At 62.1% G+C, this 24,973-nt stretch carries 20 protein-coding genes and 2 tRNA genes; 10 read left to right on the top strand and 12 right to left on the bottom strand.

All coding sequences use genetic code 11. The features are described from left to right. Nucleotides 1–5 precede the first annotated feature (5 nt). A complete protein-coding gene (locus NDI72_RS15245; protein WP_206546362.1) occupies nucleotides 6–884 on the bottom strand; it encodes an ATP-binding protein in 879 nt (292 codons plus the stop codon). A 253-nt stretch (nucleotides 885–1,137) separates the two neighbouring features. Here NDI72_RS15245 and yajC point away from each other — a divergent pair, with 253 nt between their 5' ends. The 5 genes from yajC (at nucleotide 1,138) to NDI72_RS15220 (ending at nucleotide 7,301) form a co-directional block, all read left to right on the top strand. Beyond that, nucleotides 1,138–1,485: a preprotein translocase subunit YajC gene (gene yajC, locus NDI72_RS15240; protein WP_113156340.1), complete on the top strand. Its 348-nt coding sequence runs from the start codon at nucleotides 1,138–1,140 to the stop codon at nucleotides 1,483–1,485. 70 nt (nucleotides 1,486–1,555) lie between these two features. Beyond that, entirely contained in the window at nucleotides 1,556–4,126 is a 2,571-nt protein-coding gene (gene secDF, locus NDI72_RS15235) for a protein translocase subunit SecDF (protein ID WP_283800865.1), read from the top strand. Next, the gene (locus NDI72_RS15230) at nucleotides 4,126–4,515 is read left to right on the top strand and encodes an Mth938-like domain-containing protein (protein ID WP_113155468.1); all 390 of its coding nucleotides are present in this window, start codon (nucleotides 4,126–4,128) and stop codon (nucleotides 4,513–4,515) included. Before secDF ends, NDI72_RS15230 begins: the two co-directional genes overlap by 1 nt. Nucleotide 4,516: 1 nt before the next feature. After that, nucleotides 4,517–5,365, top strand: a complete 849-nt coding sequence (locus NDI72_RS15225) for a phytoene/squalene synthase family protein (protein ID WP_245447591.1) — start codon at nucleotides 4,517–4,519, stop codon at nucleotides 5,363–5,365. Nucleotides 5,366–5,543: 178 nt separating this feature from the next. Then, nucleotides 5,544–7,301, top strand: a complete 1,758-nt coding sequence (locus NDI72_RS15220; RefSeq protein ID WP_283800864.1) for a DUF4153 domain-containing protein — start codon at nucleotides 5,544–5,546, stop codon at nucleotides 7,299–7,301. Between the two features lie 84 nt (nucleotides 7,302–7,385). Here the strand turns inward: NDI72_RS15220 and trmFO are convergent, their stop codons facing one another. Then, nucleotides 7,386–8,789, bottom strand: coding sequence for a methylenetetrahydrofolate--tRNA-(uracil(54)-C(5))-methyltransferase (FADH(2)-oxidizing) TrmFO (gene trmFO / locus NDI72_RS15215; RefSeq protein ID WP_206546359.1), 1,404 nt, complete (start codon nucleotides 8,787–8,789; stop codon nucleotides 7,386–7,388). Between the two features lie 123 nt (nucleotides 8,790–8,912). Between trmFO and NDI72_RS15210 the strand changes: the two genes are divergently transcribed. After that, entirely contained in the window at nucleotides 8,913–9,494 is a 582-nt protein-coding gene (locus NDI72_RS15210; protein WP_283800863.1) for a hypothetical protein, read from the top strand. 1,189 nt (nucleotides 9,495–10,683) lie between these two features. On the opposite strand, the gene NDI72_RS15205 is transcribed toward NDI72_RS15210, so the two are convergent. Beyond that, on the bottom strand, nucleotides 10,684–10,824 hold the full coding sequence (locus tag NDI72_RS15205; protein ID WP_008599151.1) for a DUF1127 domain-containing protein: 141 nt from the start codon (nucleotides 10,822–10,824) through the stop codon (nucleotides 10,684–10,686). Nucleotides 10,825–11,160: 336 nt separating this feature from the next. On the opposite strand from NDI72_RS15205, the gene NDI72_RS15200 reads away from it, so the two are divergent. The 4 genes from NDI72_RS15200 (at nucleotide 11,161) to NDI72_RS15185 (ending at nucleotide 14,341) form a co-directional block, all read left to right on the top strand. Beyond that, a tRNA-Leu gene (locus tag NDI72_RS15200) sits at nucleotides 11,161–11,245 on the top strand. Between the two features lie 88 nt (nucleotides 11,246–11,333). Continuing rightward, nucleotides 11,334–12,770 (top strand): trigger factor, encoded by a 1,437-nt coding sequence (gene tig, locus NDI72_RS15195; RefSeq protein ID WP_206548883.1) that lies wholly within the window; start codon nucleotides 11,334–11,336, stop codon nucleotides 12,768–12,770. Nucleotides 12,771–12,954: 184 nt separating this feature from the next. Then, nucleotides 12,955–13,767 carry an aminoglycoside phosphotransferase family protein gene (locus tag NDI72_RS15190; protein WP_283800862.1) on the top strand — a complete coding sequence of 271 codons (813 nt, stop codon included), beginning with the start codon at nucleotides 12,955–12,957 and terminating at the stop codon, nucleotides 13,765–13,767. A gap of 76 nt (nucleotides 13,768–13,843) precedes the next feature. Further along, a complete protein-coding gene (locus NDI72_RS15185; RefSeq protein WP_283800861.1) occupies nucleotides 13,844–14,341 on the top strand; it encodes a GNAT family N-acetyltransferase in 498 nt (165 codons plus the stop codon). Between the two features lie 132 nt (nucleotides 14,342–14,473). On the opposite strand, the gene NDI72_RS15180 is transcribed toward NDI72_RS15185, so the two are convergent. From NDI72_RS15180 to NDI72_RS15140, 9 genes are all read right to left on the bottom strand, one after another. Continuing rightward, nucleotides 14,474–17,560: a molybdopterin dinucleotide binding domain-containing protein gene (locus NDI72_RS15180; protein WP_283800860.1), complete on the bottom strand. Its 3,087-nt coding sequence runs from the start codon at nucleotides 17,558–17,560 to the stop codon at nucleotides 14,474–14,476. Then, nucleotides 17,553–18,710, bottom strand: a complete 1,158-nt coding sequence (nrfD, locus tag NDI72_RS15175; RefSeq protein ID WP_206546354.1) for an NrfD/PsrC family molybdoenzyme membrane anchor subunit — start codon at nucleotides 18,708–18,710, stop codon at nucleotides 17,553–17,555. The genes NDI72_RS15180 and nrfD overlap by 8 nt, the downstream gene beginning before the upstream one ends. Further along, nucleotides 18,691–19,470, bottom strand: coding sequence for a sulfate reduction electron transfer complex DsrMKJOP subunit DsrO (dsrO, locus tag NDI72_RS15170; protein ID WP_113155460.1), 780 nt, complete (start codon nucleotides 19,468–19,470; stop codon nucleotides 18,691–18,693). Before dsrO ends, nrfD begins: the two co-directional genes overlap by 20 nt. 347 nt (nucleotides 19,471–19,817) lie before the next feature. Beyond that, nucleotides 19,818–20,573 (bottom strand): RadC family protein, encoded by a 756-nt coding sequence (radC, locus tag NDI72_RS15165; RefSeq protein WP_283800859.1) that lies wholly within the window; start codon nucleotides 20,571–20,573, stop codon nucleotides 19,818–19,820. A gap of 71 nt (nucleotides 20,574–20,644) precedes the next feature. Further along, nucleotides 20,645–21,472 (bottom strand): type I methionyl aminopeptidase, encoded by an 828-nt coding sequence (gene map / locus NDI72_RS15160; RefSeq protein ID WP_113155458.1) that lies wholly within the window; start codon nucleotides 21,470–21,472, stop codon nucleotides 20,645–20,647. A 57-nt stretch (nucleotides 21,473–21,529) separates the two neighbouring features. Next, nucleotides 21,530–22,231, bottom strand: a complete 702-nt coding sequence (gene sfsA / locus NDI72_RS15155) for a DNA/RNA nuclease SfsA (protein ID WP_283800858.1) — start codon at nucleotides 22,229–22,231, stop codon at nucleotides 21,530–21,532. A gap of 63 nt (nucleotides 22,232–22,294) precedes the next feature. Next, nucleotides 22,295–23,269, bottom strand: coding sequence for a hypothetical protein (locus NDI72_RS15150; RefSeq protein WP_283800857.1), 975 nt, complete (start codon nucleotides 23,267–23,269; stop codon nucleotides 22,295–22,297). Nucleotides 23,270–23,417: 148 nt separating this feature from the next. After that, nucleotides 23,418–23,493 (bottom strand) — tRNA-Glu (locus tag NDI72_RS15145). Nucleotides 23,494–23,574: 81 nt separating this feature from the next. After that, on the bottom strand, nucleotides 23,575–24,723 hold the full coding sequence (locus NDI72_RS15140; protein WP_283800856.1) for a YcbK family protein: 1,149 nt from the start codon (nucleotides 24,721–24,723) through the stop codon (nucleotides 23,575–23,577). Nucleotides 24,724–24,973 lie beyond the last annotated feature (250 nt).

Below are 24,973 nucleotides of genomic sequence, written 5' to 3'. Positions count from 1 at the left end.
ACGCCTTAGGCGTCGAGGCGCTTGCCGAGGCGGCCGGCGAGATCCTGAATGAACTGCCAGGCGACGCGGCCCGAACGGCTGCCGCGCGTGGTGGCCCATTCGAGTGCTTCGGCGCGCAGGCGCTCCGGATCGATCTCGAGGCCGTAATGGGCGACATAGCCGTCGATCATCGCCAGATATTCGTCCTGCGAGCATTTGTGGAAGCCGAGCCAGAGGCCGAAACGGTCTGACAGGGAAACCTTTTCTTCGACGGCTTCCGACGGGTTGATGGCCGTCGAGCGCTCATTCTCGATCATGTCGCGCGGCAAGAGGTGCCGCCGGTTGGAGGTGGCGTAGAGGATGACATTGGCGGGCCTGCCTTCAACACCGCCTTCCAATGCTGCCTTGAGCGATTTGTAGGAGGCGTCATTCTGATCGAAGGACAGATCGTCGCAGAAAAGGATGAAGCGGAACGGCGCGGCTTTCAGGAAAGCCATGAGCTGCGGCAGGGTCTCTATGTCCTCGCGGTGGATCTCCACCAGCTTCAGCGGTGGCTGGCCGGCAGGGGCGGCGCGGTTGATTTCGGCATGGACGGCTTTCACCAGCGACGACTTGCCCATGCCGCGCGCGCCCCACAGAAGCACGTTGTTGGCGGGAAGGTCGCGGGCAAAGCGCTCGGTGTTGTCGGCCAGGATATCGCGCACGCGGTCGACGCCGCGAATCAGCGAAAGCTCCACGCGATTGACCTTTTCGACGGGATCCAGCGTCCGGCGCTCCGCATTCCAGACAAAACAGTCGGCTTGCTCGAAGCGCGGCGGCTCTGGCTGCTGCGGGGTGAGGCGGGCGATCGTATCGATCAGCCGGTCGAGTTTCTCGGACAGCGCTTCGATGGTGTTTTCGGACATGATTTCCTCGCAAAGCTCATGCGCAGACGGGTTGCGTACCGTACGGTACGGTTCTTCCATAAGGGGGCGGGATTTGCAAGTGCGGGAGGCGGCGCGGGGGAGTGTATTGCCGGACGCAGCGTCAGATGTCTGCGCATAAGCGGCCTTGCGGGCCTGTGCACACTGCGCCAACAGTTGCAATGAAGGGGTGAAAGTCTATATTCCGGCCACATTTATGACCAGCCGGACGTCCGGCAGATATCAGGAGTTTTCGATGTTCATCACCCCGGCATACGCACAGGCTGGCGCAGGCGGAGCGCCCGACATCTTTGTCAGCATTCTGCCGTTCGTTCTGATCTTCGTGATCATGTATTTCCTCATCATCCGTCCGCAGCGCCAGCAGATGAAGAAGCGCGCCGAGATGCTGTCGGCTGTTCGTCGTGGCGACACGGTGGTGACGGGCGGCGGCCTGGTCGGCAAGGTGAGCAAGGTCATCAATGACAGCGAGCTCGAAATCGACCTGGGCGGCGGCAACAAGGTTACGGCCGTGCGCTCCATGCTCGCAGAGGTTCGCGTGAAGGGTGAGCCGGTTGCAGACAACAAGCAGCCCGCCAAGAAATAACCGCAATATGACGTGATTGCCGGGAAGGGCCGGCAAAAACGGCCCTCCCAACCTGAACAGACGAGGCCCCATGCTACACTTCTCGCGCTGGCAAACGATACTTATCTGGCTGGCCGTGGCGCTTGGCGTCGCCTACGCGGCGCCGAACATCATTCCGGCATCCTATTTGTCCTCCATGCCGAGCTGGGCGCCTTCGCGGCCAATGACGCTGGGCCTCGACCTTCAGGGCGGTTCGCACATTCTTCTCCAGATCGAGAAGAAGGAGCTGATCGAGGAGCGCATCGTTACGACGCGCGACGACATCCGCCGTACGCTGCGTGACAAGCGGATCGGCTATACCGGCCTCACCGGTTCGGGCCAGAGCGTGCAGGTGCGCATTCGCGACGCCGCTCAGATACCCGAAGCCAAGGAGGCTCTGCGCGAGCTGACACAGCCGGTGAATTCCGGCCTGTTCAGTGGCGGCACGGTGACCGAGCTTGCGCTCACCGAACCGGAGCCGGGCCTTCTGCGCTTCACGCTGACGGAAGACGGTATCAACTACCGTGTGTCCTCCGCGCTTTCGCAGTCCATTGAAGTGGTCTCCCGCCGCGTCAACGAGCTCGGCACCACCGAGCCGGTGATCCAGCGGCAGGGCGAAGACCGCATTCTCGTTCAGGTGCCGGGCCTTCAGGACCCGCAGCGCCTGAAAGACATTCTTGGCCAGACCGCCAAGCTGAGCTTCCAGATGGTCGACCAGTCGGTGCCCGTGCAGGAGGCCATCAACAGCCGCCCGCCCATCGGCACGACCATCAAATACTCGGTGGACGATCCGCCCGTTCCCTACCTGATCGAAGACCGCGTCATCGTTTCGGGTGAGAACCTCGTGGATGCGCAGGCGACCTTCGACCAGCGCACCAACGAACCGGTGGTGAGCTTCCGCTTCGACACGAAGGGCGCGACGCGCTTCGGTCAGGCGACGCAGGAGAATGTCGGTCGCCTGTTCGCCATCATTCTCGACGACCAGGTGATTTCGGCTCCGCAGATCCGCGAGCCCATCCTCGGCGGCACCGGTCAGATTTCGGGCAATTTCAACGTCCAGTCGGCCAATGATCTTGCCGTTCTTCTGCGCGCGGGCGCTCTGCCGGCGACGCTGACGATCATTGAAGAGCGCACGGTCGGACCGGGCCTTGGTCAGGACTCCATCGACGCCGGCAAGATCGCCTCGTTGATCGGCGCGGCTCTTGTCGTTGTGTTCATGATTGCCGCTTACGGGCTTCTCGGCGTGTTCGCCGTGATTGCGCTTGCCGCCAATGTGACGATGATCATCGCGATCCTCTCGGCGCTCGGTGCAACGCTGACGCTGCCGGGCATTGCCGGTATCGTGCTGACCATCGGCATGGCGGTGGACTCCAGCGTGCTCATCTTCGAGCGCATTCGCGAGGAAAGGGCTGGCGGACGTTCGCTCATTCAGGCGGTCGACACGGGCTTCTCCAAGGCGCTGGCAACCATTGTCGACGCCAATGTGACGACGCTGATCGCCGCCGTGATCCTGTTCTATCTGGGTTCGGGTCCGATCCGCGGCTTTGCCGTCACGCTTGCCATCGGTATCGCGACGACGGTCTTCACCGCCTATTCGCTGACGCGCTGGATCGTCGCCGAGTGGGTGCGCCGCCGGCGTCCCCGTGAGCTGCCGCGCACGCCGCTGCGTTTCGTGCCTGACAACACGAAGATCGGCTTCATGAAGCTGCGCCGCGTGACCTTCACGCTTTCGGCTCTGGCTTCCATCGCGGCTGTGGCGCTGTTCATGACCGTCAACATGAACTACGGCATCGACTTCAAGGGCGGCTCCTCCATCGAGGTGCAGTCCCGCGAAGGACCGGCTGACATCGGCGATATCCGCGCGCGTCTGTCGGAACTCAATCTGGGCGACGTTCAGGTGCAGGAGTTCGGCGATCCGCGTGAGGTGATGATCCGCGTTCAGGCGCAGGACGGCGGCGAGAATGCCGAACAGACCGTCATCGCCAAGGTGCGGGGCGAGCTTGAGGACGCCTATGAGTTCCGCCGCGTCGAAGTGGTGGGGCCGACCGTCTCCGGTGAGCTTGCGCGTGCCGGCACGATTGCGGTTCTGGTCTCGCTCCTGGCGATCCTGATTTACATCTGGCTGCGCTTCGAGTGGCAGTTTGCCGTGGGTGCAATTCTTGCCACACTGCACGATGTGATCATGACCGTCGGCTTCTTCGTGATAACCGGCATCGAGTTCAATCTGACGAGTATCGCGGCGATCCTGACAATCGTGGGTTACTCATTGAACGATACGGTCGTGGTCTATGACCGCGTGCGCGAGAACCTGCGACGGTTCAAGAAGATGCCGCTTCCGGAGCTTCTGAACCTGTCGATGAACCAGACGCTGTCGCGCACCATCATGACCTCGGTGACGACGCTTCTGGCGCTCGGTGCACTGTTCGTCTTCGGTGGCGAGGTGATCCGTTCCTTCACGGCCGCGATGATCTTCGGTGTGGTGATCGGCACCTACTCGTCGATCTTCATCGCCGGTCCGCTGCTGATCCTGTTCCGCATGCGCTCCACCGGGGCGCTGGGCGCAGAGCAGAAGGACGATGATGCGACCGGTTCGGACACGACCGGACAGATGCCGGCCAAGTGATGGCGGGCGGCATTGAAATACGCGCGGCCCATTTCCCGGGCCGCGCTCCCATCGACGCTTACGGCAATGGCGGTTTTCGCTTTGCCGACATGTCGCATCGCGGTTCCATCCTGTGCATGCCTTCGGGCATTCACGGGTGGGACGTGGCGGCTTTCGAAGGGCTGGGCGAGGGCGACTTCACCAGGCTGTTCGACGAAGCCGCCGACTTCGACATTCTGCTTCTTGGCACCGGAAAGACCCTGATCCCTGTGCCAGCTGAACTGCGCAAGCGCTTCCGGGCGGCCGGCGTGGCGGTCGAGCCCATGGCGACGGGCGCCGCGGTACGCACCTACAATGTGCTGCTTGCGGAAGACCGCACGGTTGCAGCAGCGCTGATCGCTGTCGACTGAGATGGCCGAAACGCAGCCTTTTGTCATGTCGGTGGTGCGCGACGCCGATCCCGACCGCTATCTCTCCGTGCTGTACGCACCGGAGGAAAAGCGCCCGGCGCTGTTTGCGCTTTATGCTTTCAATGTGGAAGTGGCGGGCATTCGCGACCGGGTGAGCGAGCCGCTTCCCGGCGAGGTGCGGCTGCAGTTCTGGCGGGATGTTCTGACGGCGGAGGCTGCGCCGGAGAGTGCGGACGGTTCGCCGCTCGCGGTGGCTCTTCTGGAGGCAATCCGCACGCATGGGCTGCCCGTGCAGCCACTGCTCGACCTTCTCGAAGCGCGCATCTTCGATCTCTATGACGACCCGATGCCAAGCCGCAACGATCTGGAAGGCTATTGCGGCGAGACCGCTTCGGCTCTGATCCAGCTTGCCGGACTGGTGCTCGACACGCCAGCCGCCATGCGCGCCTCGGAACTGGCAGGCCATGCGGGTTGTGCGCAGGCCATTGCCGGGCTTCTGCGCATGCTGCCGATCCATCGCCGGCGCGGGCAGTGCTACATTCCGGGCGATCTGTTACGGGCCGCCGGCACCACACGCGAAAACCTTTTGAGCGGCGAGGACCGTGACGCTGCGGCGCGCGCCGTGGCGGCCATGGTCGCCCTTGGCAAACATCATGCGGCGGCATTCGAGGCAGGCGCGAAGGCGCTGCCGGCTTCTCTGCGCCCGGCATTCCTGCCTGCGGGGCTTTCACAGGCCTATCTCAAGCGTCTTGAGGCCAGCGGGGCTGCGGCACTCGAAGACATCGTGACGCTGCCGCAATGGCGACGGCACTGGCTGATGTTCCGGCGCGCCACGAAGGGATGGGGATAACCCCAGGACCTGGACCTCAAAGCGCGATCCGTTTTTCGGTTGTTCCGGCGCTTCATTTACAATCCGGATTGTCCCTGATGCGCCCGAAGGGGCGCACGGCGGTTGACGATGCCGTTGTCCAATTTACGCCGCGTCCGCATGGTCTCTGACCATCGGCTCATTGATCGGGGGAAGGTTTGTGGCTGAAAATCTGAACAGAAATCATGCGGCCGCGGGGTGGCTCGCATCAGCGCTTGAGGCGCTTGTCGCCATGGGCGATGCCGTGGCGCGCTTTCCCGTCACCGTGTTTTTTCTCTTTTTGACCGCCACCTACGCCAACGCGCTTGTTGCGGATATCGATCTTGTGCCCGCCGCCCTTCTTGGCGCGGCCAACAAGGATGACCTCCTCTTTGCGCTGATCGCCGCCGTGATTGCCTCTTTTGCCGCAACCCTGTTTGCGCAGGCCCGGCAGCTTTCAGCGTTGATCAGCGTGGCATTGCCGGTGCTCGCCGGTGTTGCCGCCTTTGCCGTCATGTGGCCGGACATCACCGAGCGCACTGTGGAATGGGCGTTTGTGCTCTCCCTGATGGCGCTTGCGCCCATTGCGCCTTTCGCATGGCGGTGGACGGGCGATGCGTTCTGGATGTTCACGGCGCGGCTGGTATTTGCCGTGGGGCTCGGCCTGTTGGCGTTTGCGCTGTTCGGCGGCGGGATTTCGGCCATTCTGGCAAGTCTGACCCATCTCTTCGGGATCGATGTTCCGAATGATCTCTATGAGCATATCTGGGCCTCGATCGGCCTGTTCGTCGCACCGCTGTTCGGGCTCGGGCAGACGCCGCGCACCTTCGATGAAGAGCCGGGCGGCCATGAGCATGCGCTGATGCAGAGCGGTATGCGCGCGCTGGGTGATTTCGCCGCCGTGCCCATGCTCATCATCTATGCGCTCATTCTGCACCTCTATGCGGCCAAGATCGCGATTACCGGAGAGGTTCCGCAGGGCCAGATCGGATGGCTGGTGCTCACATATGGCGTGTGCATTGTCGCCGTTCTTCTTCTGACAAAGCCGTTTCTGGACACCGCCCGTGCGCCGACGCGCTTCTTCGTGCGTTTCTGGCCGCTGTTCCTTCTGGCGCCGCTGGGGCTTCTGTTCTACGCGCTCGCTCTGCGGGTGGGGGCGTTCGGCTGGACGCCGCAGCGCTATTTCCTCGGCCTGTTCGGTCTGGTGACGCTCGCGCTGGTCGGGATGCAGGCGCTGCCGCGTCTGCGGGGCGATATCCGCCTCATCGCCGGCATTCCGGTTCTGGCGCTGCTTTTGGGCAGTTTCGGGCCGCAGGGTGCGCTCGACTGGTCGGTGCGGTCGCAGACGGCGAGGTTTCTGGAACTCGTCAACGATACGCCGCTCAGCGTGGCAGCGAAATCCGAGGCGCTTTCGGTGCTGCGTTATCTCAACGGAGAGGACGCCGTTGGCGCTGTGGAGCCTGAAGGTTTTGCGCTGAGCCCGGACGGCAATGCGTATCGCGAAGTGGCCATCGCCTGGGGGCTCGATCCCGACAATCCCGTCCATGTGGATCGAAACGGGGTTTTCTACAGCAATCCGTTGATCGTTGCGTTCAAGTCGGATGGTTTCGATGTCGTTGTCCAGAATGCGATTTTCCTGGACGGGGAGCCGGGTACTTTCGATATCGTTCTGCCGGATGGCGGAAAGATCGCGCTTCTGCTGAAGCAGAATGCGGTTTCGGTGAAAACCGCGGACGGGGTTGAAGGGCTGTTCCCCGTGGAGGAAGAACGCATCGCATCTCTCGCCTCACAGGATGGGCAGACGGTGATGTTCTCTCTGGAGGCTGAGGGGCGAAAGATCCTCATCGTGCCATCTCATCTCCACGCCACGTTTGAGCCGGAGCTGGAGTTGCGCAACATGACCGGGACGCTGCTTCTAAGGCTTGAAGACTGGAAGTAGGGCGCAGCCAGGACTGAATAAAAAAGGGGAAGCCGGCATTGCGGCTTCCCCTTTCTCTTTGTGGGCTCTCTTTCGAGAACCTGCCTATTCGGCGGCCTGGCTTGCCGGCTGTGCAGCGAGCCATTCCTTGAAGTCGACCAGCGCGCGCGCCGTCATCGCCTTCTTCTTGGCGACGGTCTTCTCCTTGCCGCGAAGGCGCTTGCCTTCGGGCTTCGGCACCTCGACGGGCGGGAACAGGCCGAAATTGACGTTCATTGGCTGGAAGGAGCGTTTGCCCGGCTCATCGTCGGAGATGAGGTGCCCGCCGGTGATGTGGTTGAGCAGCGCGCCGAAGGCAGTGGTCCCGGGCGGCGTGGAGATCGGCTGACCCAGACGCTCGGATGCGGCAAAGCGACCGGCGATCAGGCCCATGGCCGCACTTTCCACATAGCCCTCGCAGCCGGTGATCTGACCGGCAAAGCGCAGGCCAGGGCGGCTTTTCAGCTGAAGCCGGCCGTCCAGAAGCGCAGGCGAATTCAGATAGGTGTTGCGGTGCAGGCCGCCGAGCCGTGCGAATTCCGCATTTTCCAGACCGGGGATCATGCGGAAGATGCGCGTCTGCTCGGCATATTTCAGCTTCGTCTGGAAGCCGACCATGTTGTAGAGCGTGCCAAGCGCGTTGTCCTGGCGCAACTGCACCACCGCATAGGCCTTTACATCGGGATTGTGTGCATTGGTGAGGCCCATCGGCTTCATCGGTCCGTGGCGCAGCGTCTCCGGTCCGCGTTCCGCCATCACCTCGATGGGCAGACAGCCATCGAAATAGGGCGTGCCTTCCCATTCCTTGAACTCGGTCTTGCCGCCGTCGAGCAGTGCCTGGATGAAGGCTTCATACTGCTCCTTGTCCATGGGGCAGTTGATGTAGTCCTTGCCGGTGCCGCCGGGGCCGACCTTGTCGTAACGCGACTGGAACCATGCGGTGCCTAGATCGATGGAATCGAAGTGGACAATTGGGGCGATCGCGTCGAAGAAGGCGAGCGACTGCGCGCCCGTGGCCTCCGAAATGGCTTCCGCCAGCGAGGGCGCGGTCAGCGGGCCGGTGGAGATGATTGCCTGATCCCACTCTTCCGGCGGCAGGCCGGTGACTTCCTCGCGCTCGATGGTGATGAGCGGATGCGCCTCAAGCTCTGCGGTGACGGCTTCGGAAAATCCGTCGCGGTCCACGGCCAGCGCGCCGCCGGCGGGCACCTGGTTGGCGTCGCCGCAGCGCATGATGAGGGAGTCTGCGAGCCGCATTTCCGCATGCAGCAGGCCGACCGCATTCGTTTCCGCATCGTCGGAGCGGAACGAGTTCGAGCAGACCAGTTCGGCAAGCCCGTCGGTCTTGTGCGCATCGGTGCCGCGCACCGGCCGCATCTCGTGCAGAATGACGGGAACACCCGCTTGTGCCGCCTGCCAGGCAGCTTCGGAACCGGCGAGACCGCCGCCAATGATGTGTATCGGTTTCATGGGGGAGGAGATAAGCCGCCGGACCATGGAATGCAACGGTGGATGGCGTGTGGCGCTAACCAATTATAGAGGCGGCTCTGCCATCCGGTTTCGCAATCAACAGGGGCGTTTTATACTGTGCGAATGGAATTTGGAGCATCACGGGCGGGGCTGTTTGCAGCGGCGCTGTGTCTGGCATGTGTGACCGGGCCGGCGGCAGCGAAGGCGGAGCGCATCTATCTGTGCAGCGGCTATGGCTGTGTCTACAAGAAGAGCATGAACCTGGGGGCGGCTGCGAAGCAGCGGCTGGCCGCGATCATGGCGGGCGGCAGGTCTTCCGCAAGCGCCGAACGGGCGGCCATCAGCAAGGCGGTCCGCTATTTCGAAACACTGGCGACACAGACCTTGGGCGTGCGCGATGGCGCGAAGTCCGGACCGGGCGGCGCGCGGGTCTATGGCCAGATGGACTGCATCGACGAGTCGCGCAACACGCGGACGCTCCTGACCTATCTGCAGCGCCACGGGCTGCTGCATCATCACACCGTGCGCAGGAACGCCGCACGCGGCTTCTTCATCGACATCCGCTACCCGCACGCCACTGCCGTGGTGCGCGCGAAGGATGGCCGGGACTGGGCTATCGACAGCTGGTACGAGCCGGCTGGCGGTGCGCCGGACATCATGCAGCTTTCTGAGTGGAAGAAGCGCGGCGTGCGCGGCGAGCGCTAGCGCATCCGGCGCGCGTGCATGGAAGCGGAGGGGATAAAAAAACGACACCCGCCGAGGGAGGAGGTTCGGCGGGTGTCGTTATAGGGTGACCGGCAATTTTGGGAGGAGGAGGTTGCCGGTCTATTCGTCAGGGTTGGGAGGAGGTAACCCGGACGAAATCTATGAAACTCAAATCCTGACAGCGCCCATATAGGAAGGCTTCTGCCCGGAAACAACACCCGCCGAGGGAGGAGGTTCGGCGGGTGTCGTTATAGGGTGACCGGCAATTTTGGGAGGAGGAGGTTGCCGGTCTATTCGTCAGGGTTGGGAGGAGGTAACCCGGACGAAATCTATGAAACTCAAATCCTGACAGCGCCCATATAGGAAGGCTTCTGCCCGGAAACAACACCCGCCGAGGGAGGAGGTTCGGCGGGTGTCGTTATAGGGTGACCGGCAATTTTGGGAGGAGGAGGTTGCCGGTCTATTCGTCAGGGTTGGGAGGAGGTAACCCGGACGAAATCTATGAAACTCAAATCCTGACAGCGCCCATATAGGAAGGCTTCTGCCCGGAAACAACACCCGCCGAGGGAGGAGGTTCGGCGGGTGTCGTTATAGGGTGACCGGCAATTTTGGGAGGAGGAGGTTGCCGGTCTATTCGTCAGGGTTGGGAGGAGGTAACCCGGACGAAATCTATGAAACTCAAATCCTGACAGCGCCCATATAGGAAGGCCTCTGCCCGGAAACAACACCCGCCGAGGGAGGAGGTTCGGCGGGTGTCGTTATAGGGTGACCGGCAATTTTGGGAGGAGGAGGTTGCCGGTCTATTCGTCAGGGTTGGGAGGAGGTAACCCGGACGAAATCTATGAAACTCAAATCCTGACAGCGCCCATATAGGAAGGCCTCTGCCCGGAAACAACACCCGCCGAGGGAGGAGGTTCGGCGGGTGTCGTTATAGGGTGACCGGCAATTGGGAGGAGGAGATGCCGGTCGTTTCCTTCGAAGTTGGGAGGAGGATAACTCCGAAGGAATCTCTAAAACTCTGTCTGGCGGGCTCTTACGAGGCTTACCGCCCTTTTTACAACCCCTGCCGAGGGAGGAGGTTCGGCAGGGGTTGTTTTGGGTGACCGACAATTGGGAGGAGGAGTTTGTCGGTCATATCCGTCAGGATTGGGAGGAGGTAATCCTGGCGAAACTGAATTAGCTGCTGTCCTTAGACAGACTTGCGTGCAACGAACGGGATGTCGCCGCGGGAGATGCCCAGATCGTTCAGTTCACGGTTGGACAGGCGGCTCAGCTCGTTGACGGTCTGACGGTAACGGCGCCAGTTGCGGTAGTTGCGAATGATGTTCATCTTGCTGCTCGCTTCGTTCGAATATTCTGTGTTCGTCTTGTGAGCAGGAGATAGTCCCAAGCCGCCCGGCTTTGAAGTGACAATGTTGCATGACAGCAATGCGATTTGTGCAATGCAACATGGCCTTTTTGCGGCTGCTGCATGGCTCGGGTTTGGCGCGGTTCTAATCGGTTTATAAAAAGCACGGTGGGAGCGGGGGATGCAGCCGGTATGCGCAAGGGGGCCGAAGCGATCAAAAAAGCCCTGAATCTTGCCAATTTTGCTTTGATAGACTAGGTGCAGGTGATATAGAACCCGCGCTTTCGGAAGCTTAAGGCGTTCCTTGGGTCTTTCGAAGCGGGTGTGGTGGAATTGGTAGACACGCAGGATTTAGGTTCCTGTGGCGCAAGCCGTGGGGGTTCAAGTCCCTCCACCCGCACCAGAAGGGCCATTCCCGGTAAGTATCCCCGACAGGAAGAGCGGTGGGCGCCGTGAACGCGGCGGCAAAAGCGAATACAAAGGTATGATGGATGCAGGTAACCGAAACTCTCAATTCAGGGCTCAAGCGCGAACTTAAGGTCGTTGTTCCTGCCAAGGACATGGAGGCGCGCCTCGCTGAGCGTCTCAACGACGCAAAGGACAAGGTGAACCTCAAGGGTTTCCGCCCCGGTAAAGTGCCCGCGCAGCACCTGCGCCGCGTCTACGGCAAGTCTTTCATGGCTGAAGTCGTGAACGAGATCCTCGCAGGCACGCAGAGCATCCTGACCGAGCGCGGTGAGAAGCCGGCCATTCAGCCGGAAATCTCGATGACCGAGGACGAGAAGGAAGCCGACAAGGTTCTCTCCGGCGATGCCGACTTCGAATTCTCCATGTCCTATGAAGTCATTCCGCCGATCGAGCTGAAGGATTTCTCCGACATCAAGATCACGCGTCAGGTCTATGACGTGACGGATGAGGAAGTCGAAGAGCAGGTCAAGCGCGTTGCCGACTCCGCCCGCACCTACGAGGTGAAGAAGGGCAAGGCGGCTGACGGCGACAAGGTCAAGATCGACTATCTCGGCAAGATCGACGGCGAAGCCTTTGATGGCGGCGCTGCCGAGGATTCCGAGGTCGTGATCGGCATGAACCAGTTCATCGCCGGTTTCGAAGAGCAGCTCGTGGGCCTGAAGGCCGGCGACGAGAGCACGATCAAGGTCACCTTCCCGGAAGAGTATGCGGCAGCGCATCTCGCCGGCAAGGAAGCCGAGTTCGACATCAAGGTCAAAGAAGTCTCCAAGCCCAACGAGATGGAGATCAACGACGAGACCGCACAGCAGCTCGGCCTTGAATCGGCTGACAAGCTGCGCGAGATCGTTCGTGGCCAGCTCGAGAACCAGTTCGGCCAGGTGACCCGCCAGAAGGCGAAGCGTCAGATCCTCGACGCGCTGGATGAGGCTTACAAGTTCGAAGCGCCGTCCAAGCTCGTGGAAGCCGAGTTCGAGAACATCTGGAACCAGGTGACCCGCGATCTCGAGGCTGCCGGCCGCTCCTTCGAAGACGAAGAGACGACCGAGGAAGAGGCTCGCGAAGAGTATCAGCGTCTTGCTGAGCGCCGCGTGCGTCTGGGCCTGGTTCTCTCCGAGATCGGCGAGAAGGCAGAGGTCAAGGTTGGCGACGAAGAGATGCAGCGCGCGCTCATCGAATCGATCCGCCGCTACCCGCCGCACCAGCAGCAGGAAATCTACGAGTTCTATCGTCAGAACCCGCAGGCCATGGCCAACATCCGTGCGCCGCTCTTCGAGGAGAAGGTCATCGACCATCTGCTCGCTGAAATCGCGGTTACCGACGAGAAGGTCTCCCGCGACGAGCTGATGGCTGACGACGAGGACGAGACCGAGGCGAAGCCGGCGAAGAAGGAGAAGGCTGCTCCGAAGAAGAAAGCCGCTCCGAAGAAGGCTGCTGCCAAGAAGAAGGAAGAGGGCGAATAAGCCTCTCCTTTTTGAAAGTTCGAGAAAGGCCGTCCTTCGGGGCGGCCTTTTTCTTTTTGCGGTATCTGGCTGGTGGGCTGGAGCGACGGCGCGGGCATTGCCGCTCTTAAACGGGCATGCGAAGAACCTGCCTGATTTCCGAATATGACACTTGCGGTATTCGCACGAGCCCGGAGAGACTGTGATGTTCGAGCCGTATCTGCGCCTTTGGAAGCTCGCCATTGATGGTGAGCCGATCGTTACCCCGGCAGCGAACCTTCTGCCGGTGCTTCGAGGGGACGAGCCGGCAATGCTCAAACTGTTCTCCAGCGCGGATCAGAAGCGCGGGGCGAGCCTTATGACATGGTGGAGCGGGGACGGGGCGGCAGAGGTTCTGGCGTGCACTGAAGGCGCTCTGCTTCTTGAGCGCGCCACCGGCGCTCGCTCTCTGGCGGACATGGTGCGTGGCAATGATGATGATGAGGCCTGCCGTATTCTCTGCGCCACCGCCAACCGCCTGCATCGCAGCAGACCCGGCCCCATGCCTGAACTCGTTCCTTTAAAGCGCTGGTTCCGGTGCCTCGAACCGGCGGCGGCCAGGCATGGCGGTATCCTGATTCACTCGCTTGAGACAGCGCAAAAGCTTCTTGCCGAGCCAAAAGAGCAGGTCGTCCTTCACGGCGACTTGCACCACGGCAATGTGCTTGATTTCGGCAAGCGGGGCTGGCTGGCCATCGATCCGCATGGCCTGACGGGTAATCGCGGCTTCGACTTTGCGAACATTTTCACCAACCCCGATTTGAGCGATTCCAGCCGACCGGTCGCAACGCAGCCCGGCCGCTTTCAGCGACGCCTGGCGGTCGTATCCGAAGCGGCGAAGCTGGAGCGCCGCACCCTGCTTCAGTGGATTCTCGCATGGACCGGCTTGTCGGCGGCGTGGTTTCTCGAGGATGAGAACCCATTGGCGGAAGTGGATCTGAAGATTGCCGCTCTGGCGGCTGCGGAGCTTTCGCGGTGAGACGTCGCTTGCGGCATGTTTAGGCGAATTTTCTCCCTGTGAGAGGGGAGCGGAGACTCGTGCTTGTGAGAAGGCCATGCAGATGAATATCAGACGGCTTGGAGCCGAAGACGCGCGCGCGTTCAGAGAACTGAGGCTCGAGGGGCTAAAGATGCATCCCGAGGCGTTCGGCGCTTCGTTTGATGATGAGCTTGCCCAGCCGCTCGAACGGGCAGCCGCACGTTTGGCGGAGAATGTCGTTTTGGGTGGATTTGACGCTGCTGGAGCCTTGCAGGGGATCATCGGCCTCCGCAGGGAAAAGGCGGCCAAAATCAGACACAGGGCCGGCATCTGGGGGATGTATGTGGTTCCTTCTGGTCGCGGCACCGGTCTGGCGAAAAACCTGCTGCAGGCAGCCATCAACGAAGCCATGGTTGATTGCCAGTCAGTCCTGCTTTCCGTGACCGCTTCAAACGAAGCGGCAAAAAGGCTGTATCAGCGCGCGGGTTTCAGGGAATGGGCGGTTGATCGGAAGGCGCTCTGCGTTGAGGGGGCATTTGTTGACGAAGTGCTGATGCGTCTCGACTTTGCCTGACAGCTGAGCCGACAGAGCCGCCCCGTCGCCGGTCGCGACTGCTTCCATTGCTCAAATCAGGGCGCATGCCGCGTTTTCAAGAGAAAGCCCCCGCGCATGGCGCGAGGGCTTGAGACCGTCGTTGGGCTTTGATCAGGCAGCGCGGACCCGGATCGGCAGGCCCTGACGCACGGATGCGCCTGACACGGGCTCCAGCCAGGTGCCCAGCGTCTGCCGTGTCGGGTCGGCAAAGCCCAGATCGTTGATGTTGACGCCGGCCGCAATCCACGGATTGCCGGCCATGGTCCTGTCGTCGATCACATGATCGCGCGCGCCCAGCTCCGTATGGCCGAAACTGTGCTCGATACCGATCGTGCCGGGCATCACGCCATTGGTGACGATCGCCAGTCCGCGAATGGCGCCACCGGGGCTTTCCACCACGATCTCGTCACCATGGGCGACGCCGAGCGCAGCCGCATCCTCGCTGTTCACGAGCATGGGGTTGTAGGGCTTGATCATGCGCAGCCGCTCAAGCCCGATGGCATAGCTGTTCATCACGTTCGACTTGTAGGAGAAGGCGAGCATCGGCCATTCCTCCTCGGTGAAGTGATCGCGCATGGGGGAACCATCGGCCATGACCGGAGGCTGCAGCTTTGCCGTGCCGAACAGGCGCTTGCCGGTCATGCTGTCGACGCAGGTGCCCACATCCTCGTTCCAGACGCAGAGCTGGCGCTTCCACAGATTGCCGAGCGTATCCCCCTTGCGCGCGTCGGCGAAAGTCTGGAACCGGCCGCCACGCGAATAAAGATGCGCCACGGGGCCGCGCTCTTCTGCCGGCAGGGTGGCCTCGATGGCCGGCAGAAGGCGTTCCAGGCCCGAGAAGCGGATGTCTTCTTCGCTGGCGTCGGGAAGCGTCTCGCCGGTGAAGGCGATGTTGGCCGCCGCACGCAGGTAGAAGTCTTCCGCCCGGTTGAGCGGATGCTTGCCGCCATTGGCGTCGGTGATGGCTGCATCGCCAAAGCCCTTGAGGCCGAGACGCTTGGACAGTGCGATGAAGAAACTGTCCATGCTCACGGGCTCGCCGTCCTGCGTCTTCGCCTGACGTGGCTCGACGATGGGCCAGCAGGCCGTGGTCATCTTGGTCAAATTGCCCGACCAAGCGCCCGTGAAGCCCCAGACTTCATACATGACCGAATCCGGCACGATGTAGTCGGCATAGGTGTTGGTCTCGTTGATGAAACCATCCACGGCCACATAGAGCGGCAGCACTTTGGGATCGGCAAGCTTGTCGCGCAGCACGGCCCTGAGGCCGGCCTGGCCGTACATCGGATTACACATGACGCCGATCATCGCCTTGATCGGGTAGGGATATCCTTCCACGGCTGCGGTGATGTGGTCGGTCAGGACCGGCGGCGCCAGCCGACGCCAGGGCGCACGGGCCGGGTAGGGGTTCTTGCCCTCGGCCTTGAGACGCTTGAACTCGCTCGTCTTCTCATAGGGGAAGCGCGAGCGCGACAGGAACACGCCCTTTGGCTTGCGCGCGCCTTCGAAGCCCGCGAGGTCGTAGCGTGGGCCTCCGGCAGTGCCGTTGAAATTGCCGCCGCCATGGGCGTTGCCGCCGGTGTGGTTGATGTTGCCGAGAAGCACGTTGAGCAATTGCAGCGAGAAGGCTGCATAGAAACCGGCACCCGACATCATGCCGCCATGGCAGTCGACCACGGCGGTGCGGCCATGCTCGGCCAGCTTGTCGGCCATCTCCTGCATGCGCGCGACGGGGATGCCGCAGGTCTCGGACATTTCGTCCAGTGTGTGCGCTTCTGCCTCGTCACGAAGCAGACGCAGGCCGGTGCGCACCTCAATGGTGTTGCCATCCGCCAGCGTGACGGTCTCAGCGGCAAAGAGCACTGCCTGATCGACGGCGTTGGCCGGCACGATCTGGCCATTGGCATCCACGACCATGGGCGCATCGTCCTCGCTACCGGCTTCCTTGAGGCCGAGATCGGACTCGCGCAGGAAAGCGCCGGCGCGCGGGTGGTTCTCGTCGATGATAACCAGATGCGTCGCATTGCTGTTGGAAGGCTCACCGGCGGCTCTGGCGGCATCCGGGTTGGGGATCGCCAGATAGTCGGCCGCATAGCCTTCATTGTCGAACAGGAGCTTGATGAGCGCCATGCCGAGCGCGGCATCGGTGCCCGGCTTGACCGGCACCCAGTTGGCGCGTTTGCCGGCGGCGCGCGCGACCGAGGCGTTCAGCGCCGGATCCACGACCATGTATTCGAGCGAACCGTCGACACGCGCCTTGGACAGAAGCCGTCCCTGCCGCTTGAACGGGTTGCCGGCCTGTGATGGTGCGGTGCCGACGAACAGGCCGAACGTGGCCTTTTCATAGTCGGGCTTTACATGGGCGTTCTTGGCGAGATCGTTCATCATCGCGCCCGCGCCCATGCGGAAGGCGAGGCCGCAATAGGAGCCGTGATGGCCATAATTGCGGGTGCCGAACGCCTTGTCGGAGAAACGGCGCAGAAGGGCCGAACGTCCATAATCGGTGGCTTCCATGACCAGAAGCTGGTTGGTCATGGGGCCGTATTCGGGGTTTTCCGGGTCGAGCGGCGTCTCATAGTCGTTGATCGCGGCAAGTCCGTCCACCTGGCCTTCGCCGAACAGATCGCCGCCCTCGACGATTTCCTCAATGAGCTGCTCGAAGCTGATCGTCTCCCACTTGCCTTCGCCGCGTTTTCCCGTGCGCTTCAGGCATGCGGTGACGCGCTGCGGGCTGGTCATCTGCGCGATCATGGCATTGCCGCGCGCGCAGGTGGTGGAGCGGTTGGCCCAGCCCTGATCGGCATAGGCGGTGGTGCGCAGGAGCGCATCCTTGACCGGCATGGTCTCGTCGGTGTGCACCTCCGAGGATAGCGGGTTGAACGGGTTGCCGATCGAGCGCAGCACCTCTTCGGTGTTGTTGTCGATGCGCACCCGCACGCCGCATTTGGTGGTGCAGCCATAGCAGACGGTGAAGGCGACGCGCTGGTCGGGGTTGAGCTCCATCGCGCCGGTTTCGAGATCGACCCTGTATTCGGGATCGAGCGCATTGCCGTAGACGGGGTGGCGGGGCTTTTCGCCCGAGCTGCCGGTCAGGCCCTTGGCCATGCGGGTCAGCGGCTCGGAATAGCCGGCGACGAAAGTGGCTGCGCCGGCGGCGGCAACGCCACCCTTGAGCAGGTTGCGGCGGTTCTTATCCATGGCTGGGAACTCCCTTGGCGGAGATGTCGGTCTTTTCTGCGGGCGCATCGGCGGGGCCGTCGAGCGCCTGTTTCCACGGTACGAACATGTCGATGACGAGCAGGAGGGCGATCCAGAGCCCGAAGGTTCCGATCACGCCGAGCCAGCCGCTGGACCCCCAGCCAACCACATATTCGAGATAGCCGGCGGTCTGCTTCTGCACCGTCTGCACGTCCATCAGCACGTTCCAGCGGGCCATCCAGGCGAGATGCAGCGCCACCAGCCCGATGATCCAGCCCCAGATGCGCGCGCCGTTGCGCCACACGAGCAGGAAGCTGACAAGCGTCATGGATGCGCCGACGGAGAGGCTCCAGATGGCCGTGGAGCGCCATTCGGCGCTGTGGCGCACCGACTGGATGGCGGCTGCGACGGAGCTGTCTTCCACGAAGATGCCCTCAAGCGCCCAGGCAAGGGCCACAAGCGCCGTCACCACCGCGGCGGCGACAACCACCATCAGCATGTTGCGGTCGGTGTCGGCGTCGCGCGTGCCGGTGAAACGGTTGAGCACGAGCACCAGACCGGCAGCGCCGATGAAGCCCGTGGCTGCGAAGAAGGGCAGGAGCCATTGCGTGTTCCACAGCGGACGACCTTTGAGGATGGCGACTTCGCTGCCGGTGTAGATGGCAATGGCGAACGACATCACGGCGGCGAACAGCGCAAGTGCAACGACTGCGAAGCGCGGGGTCTGCCAGCCGCCAAGCGTTGCGATGCGGGCGATGAGGCCGGTCATGTCGTCACGCGTGCGCCAGGCCAGCATGGGCTCGCGCCAGACAAGCCAGGCGAGCGCTATGATCGCGAAGACGAAGGGCGGCAGCATGAGGCTGCCGATGGACATCCACGACCACGGTGTGAAGTAGGCATAAAAATGCCAGAACCGCAGCGGCTGATGCAGATCGGCCAGAAGCGCGATGGGGGCAACGATGGCGGTTGTCATCGCGCCAAGGAGCGCATAGCGCGCCGTCGCCTTCCAGCGGCGTGCGCCGAGAAGACCCGGCAGGGCCAGCCAGAGCGAGGCATAGGCCAGCGCAATCATGAAAAAGTACTGCACGGCCCATGGGTACCAGGCGATCTGGTAGCGTGGCGCGAGGATCTCAATGACCGCTGAATTCATAGTGCAACTCCTCATTGTCCGTGCCACGGATTTCCCAGATCGAGGCGAAGGCCTCGGGGCGGTCGACGAAGCGTTCATCCATGCCGAGATAGAAGACGTGCGGCAGCGTTCCCTTTTCGGGCTGCAGAACCTGCAATTCGTCCCGGTGCTCGGCGATCATGCGGGCAATGGTGCTTTCGGGATCGTTCAGATCGCCGATGATCCGCGCGCCGCCGACGCAGCTTTCAACACAGGCCGGCAGAAGACCGGCTTCCAGCCGGTGGGTGCAGAATGTGCACTTGTCGGCGGTCTGCGTCTTGTCGTTGATGAAGCGCGCATCATAGGGGCAGGCCTGTACGCAATAGGCGCAGCCGACGCAGCGTTCCGCATCGACGACGACGATGCCGTCTTCCTGCTGATAGGTGGCCTGCACCGGGCAGACCGGCACGCAGGGCGGGTTGTCGCAGTGATTGCACAGCCGTGGCAGGAAGAAGGTCGACATGTCGCCCGTCTCCGGATCGTCGACCTCATATTGCGACACGATGGTGCGGAACTTGCCCAGCGGCGCATCGTTTTCCAGATGGCACGAGACCGTGCAGGCCTGGCAACCGATGCAGCGGCGCAGGTCGATCAGCATGGCGTAGCGCTTTGTGGGATCACCGCCGCGACGCGGCGGCTGGTCGTTGATGGCGGCTTCCGCCACCGTGGCCAGTGGCACGAGGCTGGCGCCCGCGGCAAGCCGCGCGAGCTGCCCCATGAACATCCGTCTTGCAAGATCCATGTGACCTCCAATGAGTTTGGCTAGCCCGCGAATCTGCAGGCAGGCATTGCTACGAAAGTCGTAGCCCGGAGGTGCGAGGTGGAATTTGACCAGAGTCAAAATTCCAAAAATATCAATGAGTTATGCTTTTTAGCATGGGTGCGATGCATTTCTGCATGCCTTGCCGGCAATGGGAGCCGCGTAGCAGCGCTGCCCTGCCATTGCTGTCTGGCGGGGCTTTCCGTTTCGCGCGGGATGGTGGGCGCAGGCTAGAGCATCGGCCCGAAAATCGGAATCGATTTTCGGAAAGCACGATGCGCAGATTGAATAGGTTAGAGCGTCCTTTGTGCATCCGAATGCACGGCGCTCTAGAAGAGCTGCAACCCCTTGAAGCTCACATGGCCGTTCTTGCCGATGATGATGTGATCATGCACGGCGATGCCGAGCGGTGTCGCGGTTTGCACGATGGTCTTGGTCATCTCGATATCGGCGCGTGACGGCGTCGGGTCGCCCGATGGGTGGTTGTGCACCAGCAACACGGCGCTCGCCGACAATTCCAGCGCGCGCCGAACGAGTTCGCGCGGATAGACCGGCGTGTGGTCGACCGTGCCCGTCTGCTGCACTTCGTCGGCAATGAGCTGATTCTTCTTGTCGAGGAACAGGACGCGAAACTGCTCGCGCTCCTCATGCGCCATGGAGGCGGTGCAATAGTCGATGACCTGTGACCAGGAGGACAGCAACTGTCGGCCACGCAGTTCGGCCTTCAGCATGCGTCGGGCGAGGGTGGCGGCAATCTTGAGATCGCGTGCGGCAGCCTCGCCAATGCCTTCCACTTCCTGCAGAAGGCGCTCTGGCGCGCCGAGCACTTCGGGAAGCGAGCCGAAGCGCTCCAGAAGGGCCTTTGCCGGCCCCTTGGTGTCTGCGCGGGGAATGGAGCGGAAGAGGAAGAGTTCGAGAAGCTCGTAATCCAGAAGCGCTTCGCTTCCATTATCGGTGAAGCGCTGCCGTAACCTGTCTCGATGGCCGTGATAGTGCGGTTTTCGCGCTGGCTTTGCGCGTTCTATCTTCGTGGTCGGTCCGACTGGCCCTTCAGCAAAGAATGTGTGCTCGTTCTGCCTGCCCATAAGTGCCTCCCCCCTTGCACCGCTCAAACAGGCGTGAGTCCGTAACGGACTGCACGCACCGGTAGAGCAGTTTAGGCGGAGAGGCCGGGGCGGTCGAGCCCTGCAGGCGAAAGGGTGAAGATTTCACAACCGGTTTCGGTGACGCCGATCGAGTGCTCATACTGAGCCGAAAGTGAGCGGTCGCGCGTCACAGCCGTCCAGCCATCCGAGAGCACCTTCACATGCGGACGACCCAGATTGATCATCGGCTCGATGGTGAAGATCATGCCAGGCCGCATCTCGACGCCTTCGCTCGGAGTGCCATAGTGCAGAATGTTCGGCGCGTCGTGGAACAGCTGTCCGAGGCCATGGCCGCAGAAATCGCGCACTACGGAGCAGCGCTCGCCTTCCGCATAGGACTGGATGGCGGCGCCGATTGCGCCGGTGCGTGCGCCAGGCTTTACGGCGGCGATGCCGCGCATGAGGCATTCATGCGTGACTTCGAGAAGCCGTTCGGCCGCGCGCTTGATCGTGCCGACCGGATACATGCGGCTCGAATCGCCGTGCCAGCCGTCGAGAATGTAGGTGACGTCGATGTTCACGATGTCGCCTTCGCGCAGCGGCTTGTTGTCTGGAATGCCGTGGCAGACCACATGGTTGATCGAGGTGCAGGTGGACTTTGTGTAGCCGCGATAGTTGAGCGTCGCGGGAATGGCGCCATGGTCCATGCCGAACTCGAAGACGAAACGGTCGATCTCGTTGGTCGTCACGCCCGGCGCGACGCGGTCTGCCAGCTCATCAAGGCAGCGCGCCGTGAGGTTGCACGCCTTGCGCATGCCTTCAAAGCCCTCTTCGCCGTAAAGGCGGATCTGGCCGGTATTACGCATGGGGGCGGAGTCTGCTTCGAGATAGGTGACCATGGGGCTTTGGTTCGCTTGCGCTTTGTTCAATAATCGTTGTGCCGGATTTTGCGGCTTTTATCGCACGATGTCTATCAGACGATCCGGGCGGATGGCTTCAGGGGTGATTTGGCATTTGATGGCGTAAGCTTCAACCCCGGCGGCGCTGGCCTGCGCAAAAGCCGCAGCATAGGCGGGGTCCAGATCGCCACAGAGGCGGAAGCGGTCGCAGTCGCCGCGCTGCACCAGATAGATCATGATTGCGCGGTGGCCGGCGGCGCGCATGCCGATGAGCTCATGCAGGTGCCGCGCGCCGCGCTCCGTGACCGTGTCGGGGAACTCGGCCAGCCCCGGCTCGCGCATGAAGTGGACGTTCTTGACCTCCACATAGGCGCAGGCGCGGTCTGCGGCCTCCAGAAGCATGTCGATGCGCGAGCGCTCTCCGTAGCGTTGCTCGCGCTTCAGGACGGGGTAGGCGGCAAGATCGGAAACGAGGCCGGCGTGGATTGCTTCTTCGGCGAGCCTGTTGGGCAGGCCGGTGTTGATTCCGACCAGCGTGTCGTCCGCCTCCACGATCTCCAGGCGATGGGCGTATTTGCGCTTGGGATCGTCGGAGTGGGAGAGAAAGACGCGTGACCCTTCAGCGGTCAGGCCCAGCATGGAGCCGGTGTTGGGCACCGAAACCGTTGTCTGCGATCCATCCTGCAGGATGACATCGGCCAGGAAGCGCTTGTAGCGGCGGATCAGCCGGGCTTCGATCAGGGGCTCTGGAAACTGCATTTGGGTCTTTCCGAAGGGGGGGAGTCTTTTCAGCGGGTTGCCTGGGCTTCTGCAAGCGCTGATTCAGGTGGACGGCTGGCGGTGGGCACTGATCGCTGCGCGCTTACGGTAATAACGGCCGAGCACGAGCGGCGTCAGATACATGGGGATCTGATAGCAGCCGATAAAGAGCAGAAGTGAATCGGTGACGCTCGCAGGAAGCGCAGTGAGGAAGAGGCCGATATTGCGGTTGCCGGCGGCAATGCCCAGAGGCGCTGCAATGGCTTTGGAGCCGGAGCGTTCCAGAAGCGTGGTCACGGCAAGCTGGAGAAGAAAGTTCGCCGCGAAGGCAATGGCGAGGTTGAGGCCTACAAGAGCGGGGTCGACCAGCAGGGTTTCGCCAACGGCGGACATGAGCCCCACAACGACCACACCCATGAGAATCGCGGAAAGACCGTCGATCGAGCGTATGGCGCCGGGACCGGGACTGCGTAACGCGAATCGGCGCAGCAGGAAGGCAGCAGAGACCGCCAGCGCGATAACGGCCAGCAGACGGCCTGCGGCCGCCAGAATCACGTCAGCGCTCCCCAGTGCGGGCGTGAGCCAGAATACGGGCAGAACGGTGAGTGGGAGGAGCGCGGTGCCGAGCGTCATGACCCGCATGACCGGTGCAGGATCGTTTCCCGTCATGATCGCCAGATGTGGGCTGCCGGAAACGGGCGCGGCTGCGGCCATGAGCACCAGAGCGGTGGGCAGAACGCCGGTCCAGCCGATGGCGAGGAAGAAGAGGGCGAAAGCGAGGGGAAGCGCCAGCTGAAAGGCGAGCGTGGCGACCAGTGACTGCCTCAGGTCGCTCAATGCGCCGATGAGGGCTCTGGGGCCGACGCGCAGCGCTGCAAGAAAGAGCAGGCCGGCGATCATTTCCGCAATCCATGGCTTTGCGGCGTGTGCTGCTGCCGGAGAAGCGATTCCCGCCACAAGCCCGGCTATCAGAAAGAATCGCGCATGCGAGGCTGCAAAGCCGAGCGTATTCGAAATGGCGGTCAGTACGCCCTGCATTCTCCCCGCCTTTCTCCCAAGGTCTCGACGGTAGGCGACTGGCCATGTGTCGAAGACATCTGCATCCGACAAGTACGCGGACTGCGAGAGCGGGTCAAACCGAAGCATTCGGCTGACGTTTTACTATGTGCAATTTCGGGAAAGAAACTGGCACGCCCAACGGGACTCGAACCCGTGTTTCCGCCGTGAAAGGGCGGCGTCCTAGACCGCTAGACGATGGGCGCGCTCGAGAACGAGACGGCTTATAGTAAGCTTCGCTGCATGGGGCAACCCATCAATTGATGGAACATGCATTTTTTTCAAAATTATTTTCTGCGGCGGCAGCGCCAGTTCCAATCGCGCTCCGGACCGACGTCCACATGCACGGATTTCGTGTGGCAATAGGTGCCTACACCACCACGGCCCGGCATGGAGCGAACGAACTTGGCCAGCTCCCATTTGCTGACGCCGGAAATCTGGATGTCGGCTGCCGCGCAATACATATGCAGCGACTTGCGGGCGCCGCGGACGCGACGGTTGTAGTTGGGGCTGCGATAGCCGGAGGTGACGACGATTCGCTTGCCATAGTGGCGCTCAATGGCCTTGAGCATGCCAACGAGCGCTGGCTTCAGGCAGGCAGTGTCGACGCTTTCGCGCTGCTTGAGGAGGCCATTGGGCGCAAGGCGCGCCATGCCGGCCGCAGAGGCGACCTGATAGGCAGGCTCTTCTTCGTAGATATCTGCATCTGCATCATCGTCCGCGCCGGACTTGCTCGAGAATTCGAACAGGCTGTCACCCTGGCGCACGCCGGGAAGGGCCGCGCCGGTGCCGAGGGATGCCGTTACGGGCCGGCTCTCGGAGGTGGCGGCGAGAACCACTTTGGGTTTCTCTTCGGCCTTCTTTTGCGTCTTCTTCGGATCGATGAGCGGGCGGGCCGCTCTTTCCGCAGCCTGGGCGGCCTTCGGTTCGCGAGCCGAGAAGAAGGCGGCAAGGAAAGTCTGTTTCTTGGCGGATGCTTCCGCCTCGGCTGCTGCGACGGCTTCTGCCTCCGCAGTTTCTGTTTCCGCCGGGCGCGCTGCAGGCTGGGGAACCTCTGCGGCGGCTGTCTGTGTCGTGGTTTCGGCAGCCTGTTGCGCTGCGGTCTCTACCGGCGCTGTCTCGCCGGCCGGGGGCTGCTCATTTGTCTGAGCGGTCTGTGTCTGGGGTTCCGGGGCCGGGGTGGCCGCCGTTTGGGAGCCGGGGCGCGCTGCCGGGAGTGGAACACTGCTGCCTTCAGCGGCATTCTCTTCGCCAGGTGCTGCGGCAATAAGGTCGCTGTCGCTGGCCTCAAACCCGTCTTCGACGGCGCTCGCCTGCAAATCTGTCGGTGTCAGGCCGAACTGCGTTACCGGATCTGATGTGGTGGAGCATGAAGCAAGAAAAAGAGCGCAAAGAACGCTGGCAAGGCTCGCACGCCCGCAACTCATCAACTTCATACAGCGCTTTCCGCTCTCGTCCCCCAGCAACAGAAGTCTGCCCCCTCATATGAATTCACGAACCAAACAACCCATGCCCGGTTACGGGCATGCAGCCACCGTTTGTCTGCTAACGAATCTTGGTCCCCATGTGGATAACTATCATAGGCGTTAGAAAACAATTAAGGCAACAACATGTTAGCTTTTAAGCATAGGCCAGAGACCCGGCTCGGTGCGTAAAAGCTTCTTTCGTTCGGTTACAACGCGTGAT

The sequence above is a fragment of the Nitratireductor sp. GZWM139 genome (genome assembly GCF_030068685.1).
Classification (GTDB): domain Bacteria; phylum Pseudomonadota; class Alphaproteobacteria; order Rhizobiales; family Rhizobiaceae; genus Nitratireductor; species Nitratireductor aquimarinus.
The sequence above is the reverse complement of the archived record's forward strand: the minus strand, read 5'-3'. Positions and strand labels throughout refer to the sequence as shown.

Excerpts from the sequence above, each read along its gene's own strand:
- NDI72_RS15245 (WP_206546362.1), bottom strand. The coding sequence starts at position 884 with ATGTCCGAAAACACCATCGAAGCGCTGTCCGAGAAACTCGACCGGCTG.
- yajC (WP_113156340.1), top strand. The coding sequence starts at position 1,138 with ATGTTCATCACCCCGGCATACGCACAGGCTGGCGCAGGCGGAGCGCCC.
- secDF (WP_283800865.1), top strand. The coding sequence starts at position 1,556 with ATGCTACACTTCTCGCGCTGGCAAACGATACTTATCTGGCTGGCCGTG.
- NDI72_RS15230 (WP_113155468.1), top strand. The coding sequence starts at position 4,126 with ATGGCGGGCGGCATTGAAATACGCGCGGCCCATTTCCCGGGCCGCGCT.
- NDI72_RS15225 (WP_245447591.1), top strand. The coding sequence starts at position 4,517 with ATGGCCGAAACGCAGCCTTTTGTCATGTCGGTGGTGCGCGACGCCGAT.
- trmFO (WP_206546359.1), bottom strand. The coding sequence starts at position 8,789 with ATGAAACCGATACACATCATTGGCGGCGGTCTCGCCGGTTCCGAAGCT.
- NDI72_RS15210 (WP_283800863.1), top strand. The coding sequence starts at position 8,913 with ATGGAATTTGGAGCATCACGGGCGGGGCTGTTTGCAGCGGCGCTGTGT.
- NDI72_RS15205 (WP_008599151.1), bottom strand. The coding sequence starts at position 10,824 with ATGAACATCATTCGCAACTACCGCAACTGGCGCCGTTACCGTCAGACC.
- tig (WP_206548883.1), top strand. The coding sequence starts at position 11,334 with ATGCAGGTAACCGAAACTCTCAATTCAGGGCTCAAGCGCGAACTTAAG.
- NDI72_RS15190 (WP_283800862.1), top strand. The coding sequence starts at position 12,955 with ATGTTCGAGCCGTATCTGCGCCTTTGGAAGCTCGCCATTGATGGTGAG.
- NDI72_RS15185 (WP_283800861.1), top strand. The coding sequence starts at position 13,844 with ATGCAGATGAATATCAGACGGCTTGGAGCCGAAGACGCGCGCGCGTTC.
- NDI72_RS15180 (WP_283800860.1), bottom strand. The coding sequence starts at position 17,560 with ATGGATAAGAACCGCCGCAACCTGCTCAAGGGTGGCGTTGCCGCCGCC.
- nrfD (WP_206546354.1), bottom strand. The coding sequence starts at position 18,710 with ATGAATTCAGCGGTCATTGAGATCCTCGCGCCACGCTACCAGATCGCC.
- dsrO (WP_113155460.1), bottom strand. The coding sequence starts at position 19,470 with ATGGATCTTGCAAGACGGATGTTCATGGGGCAGCTCGCGCGGCTTGCC.
- radC (WP_283800859.1), bottom strand. The coding sequence starts at position 20,573 with ATGGGCAGGCAGAACGAGCACACATTCTTTGCTGAAGGGCCAGTCGGA.
- map (WP_113155458.1), bottom strand. The coding sequence starts at position 21,472 with ATGGTCACCTATCTCGAAGCAGACTCCGCCCCCATGCGTAATACCGGC.
- sfsA (WP_283800858.1), bottom strand. The coding sequence starts at position 22,231 with ATGCAGTTTCCAGAGCCCCTGATCGAAGCCCGGCTGATCCGCCGCTAC.
- NDI72_RS15150 (WP_283800857.1), bottom strand. The coding sequence starts at position 23,269 with ATGCAGGGCGTACTGACCGCCATTTCGAATACGCTCGGCTTTGCAGCC.
- NDI72_RS15140 (WP_283800856.1), bottom strand. The coding sequence starts at position 24,723 with ATGAAGTTGATGAGTTGCGGGCGTGCGAGCCTTGCCAGCGTTCTTTGC.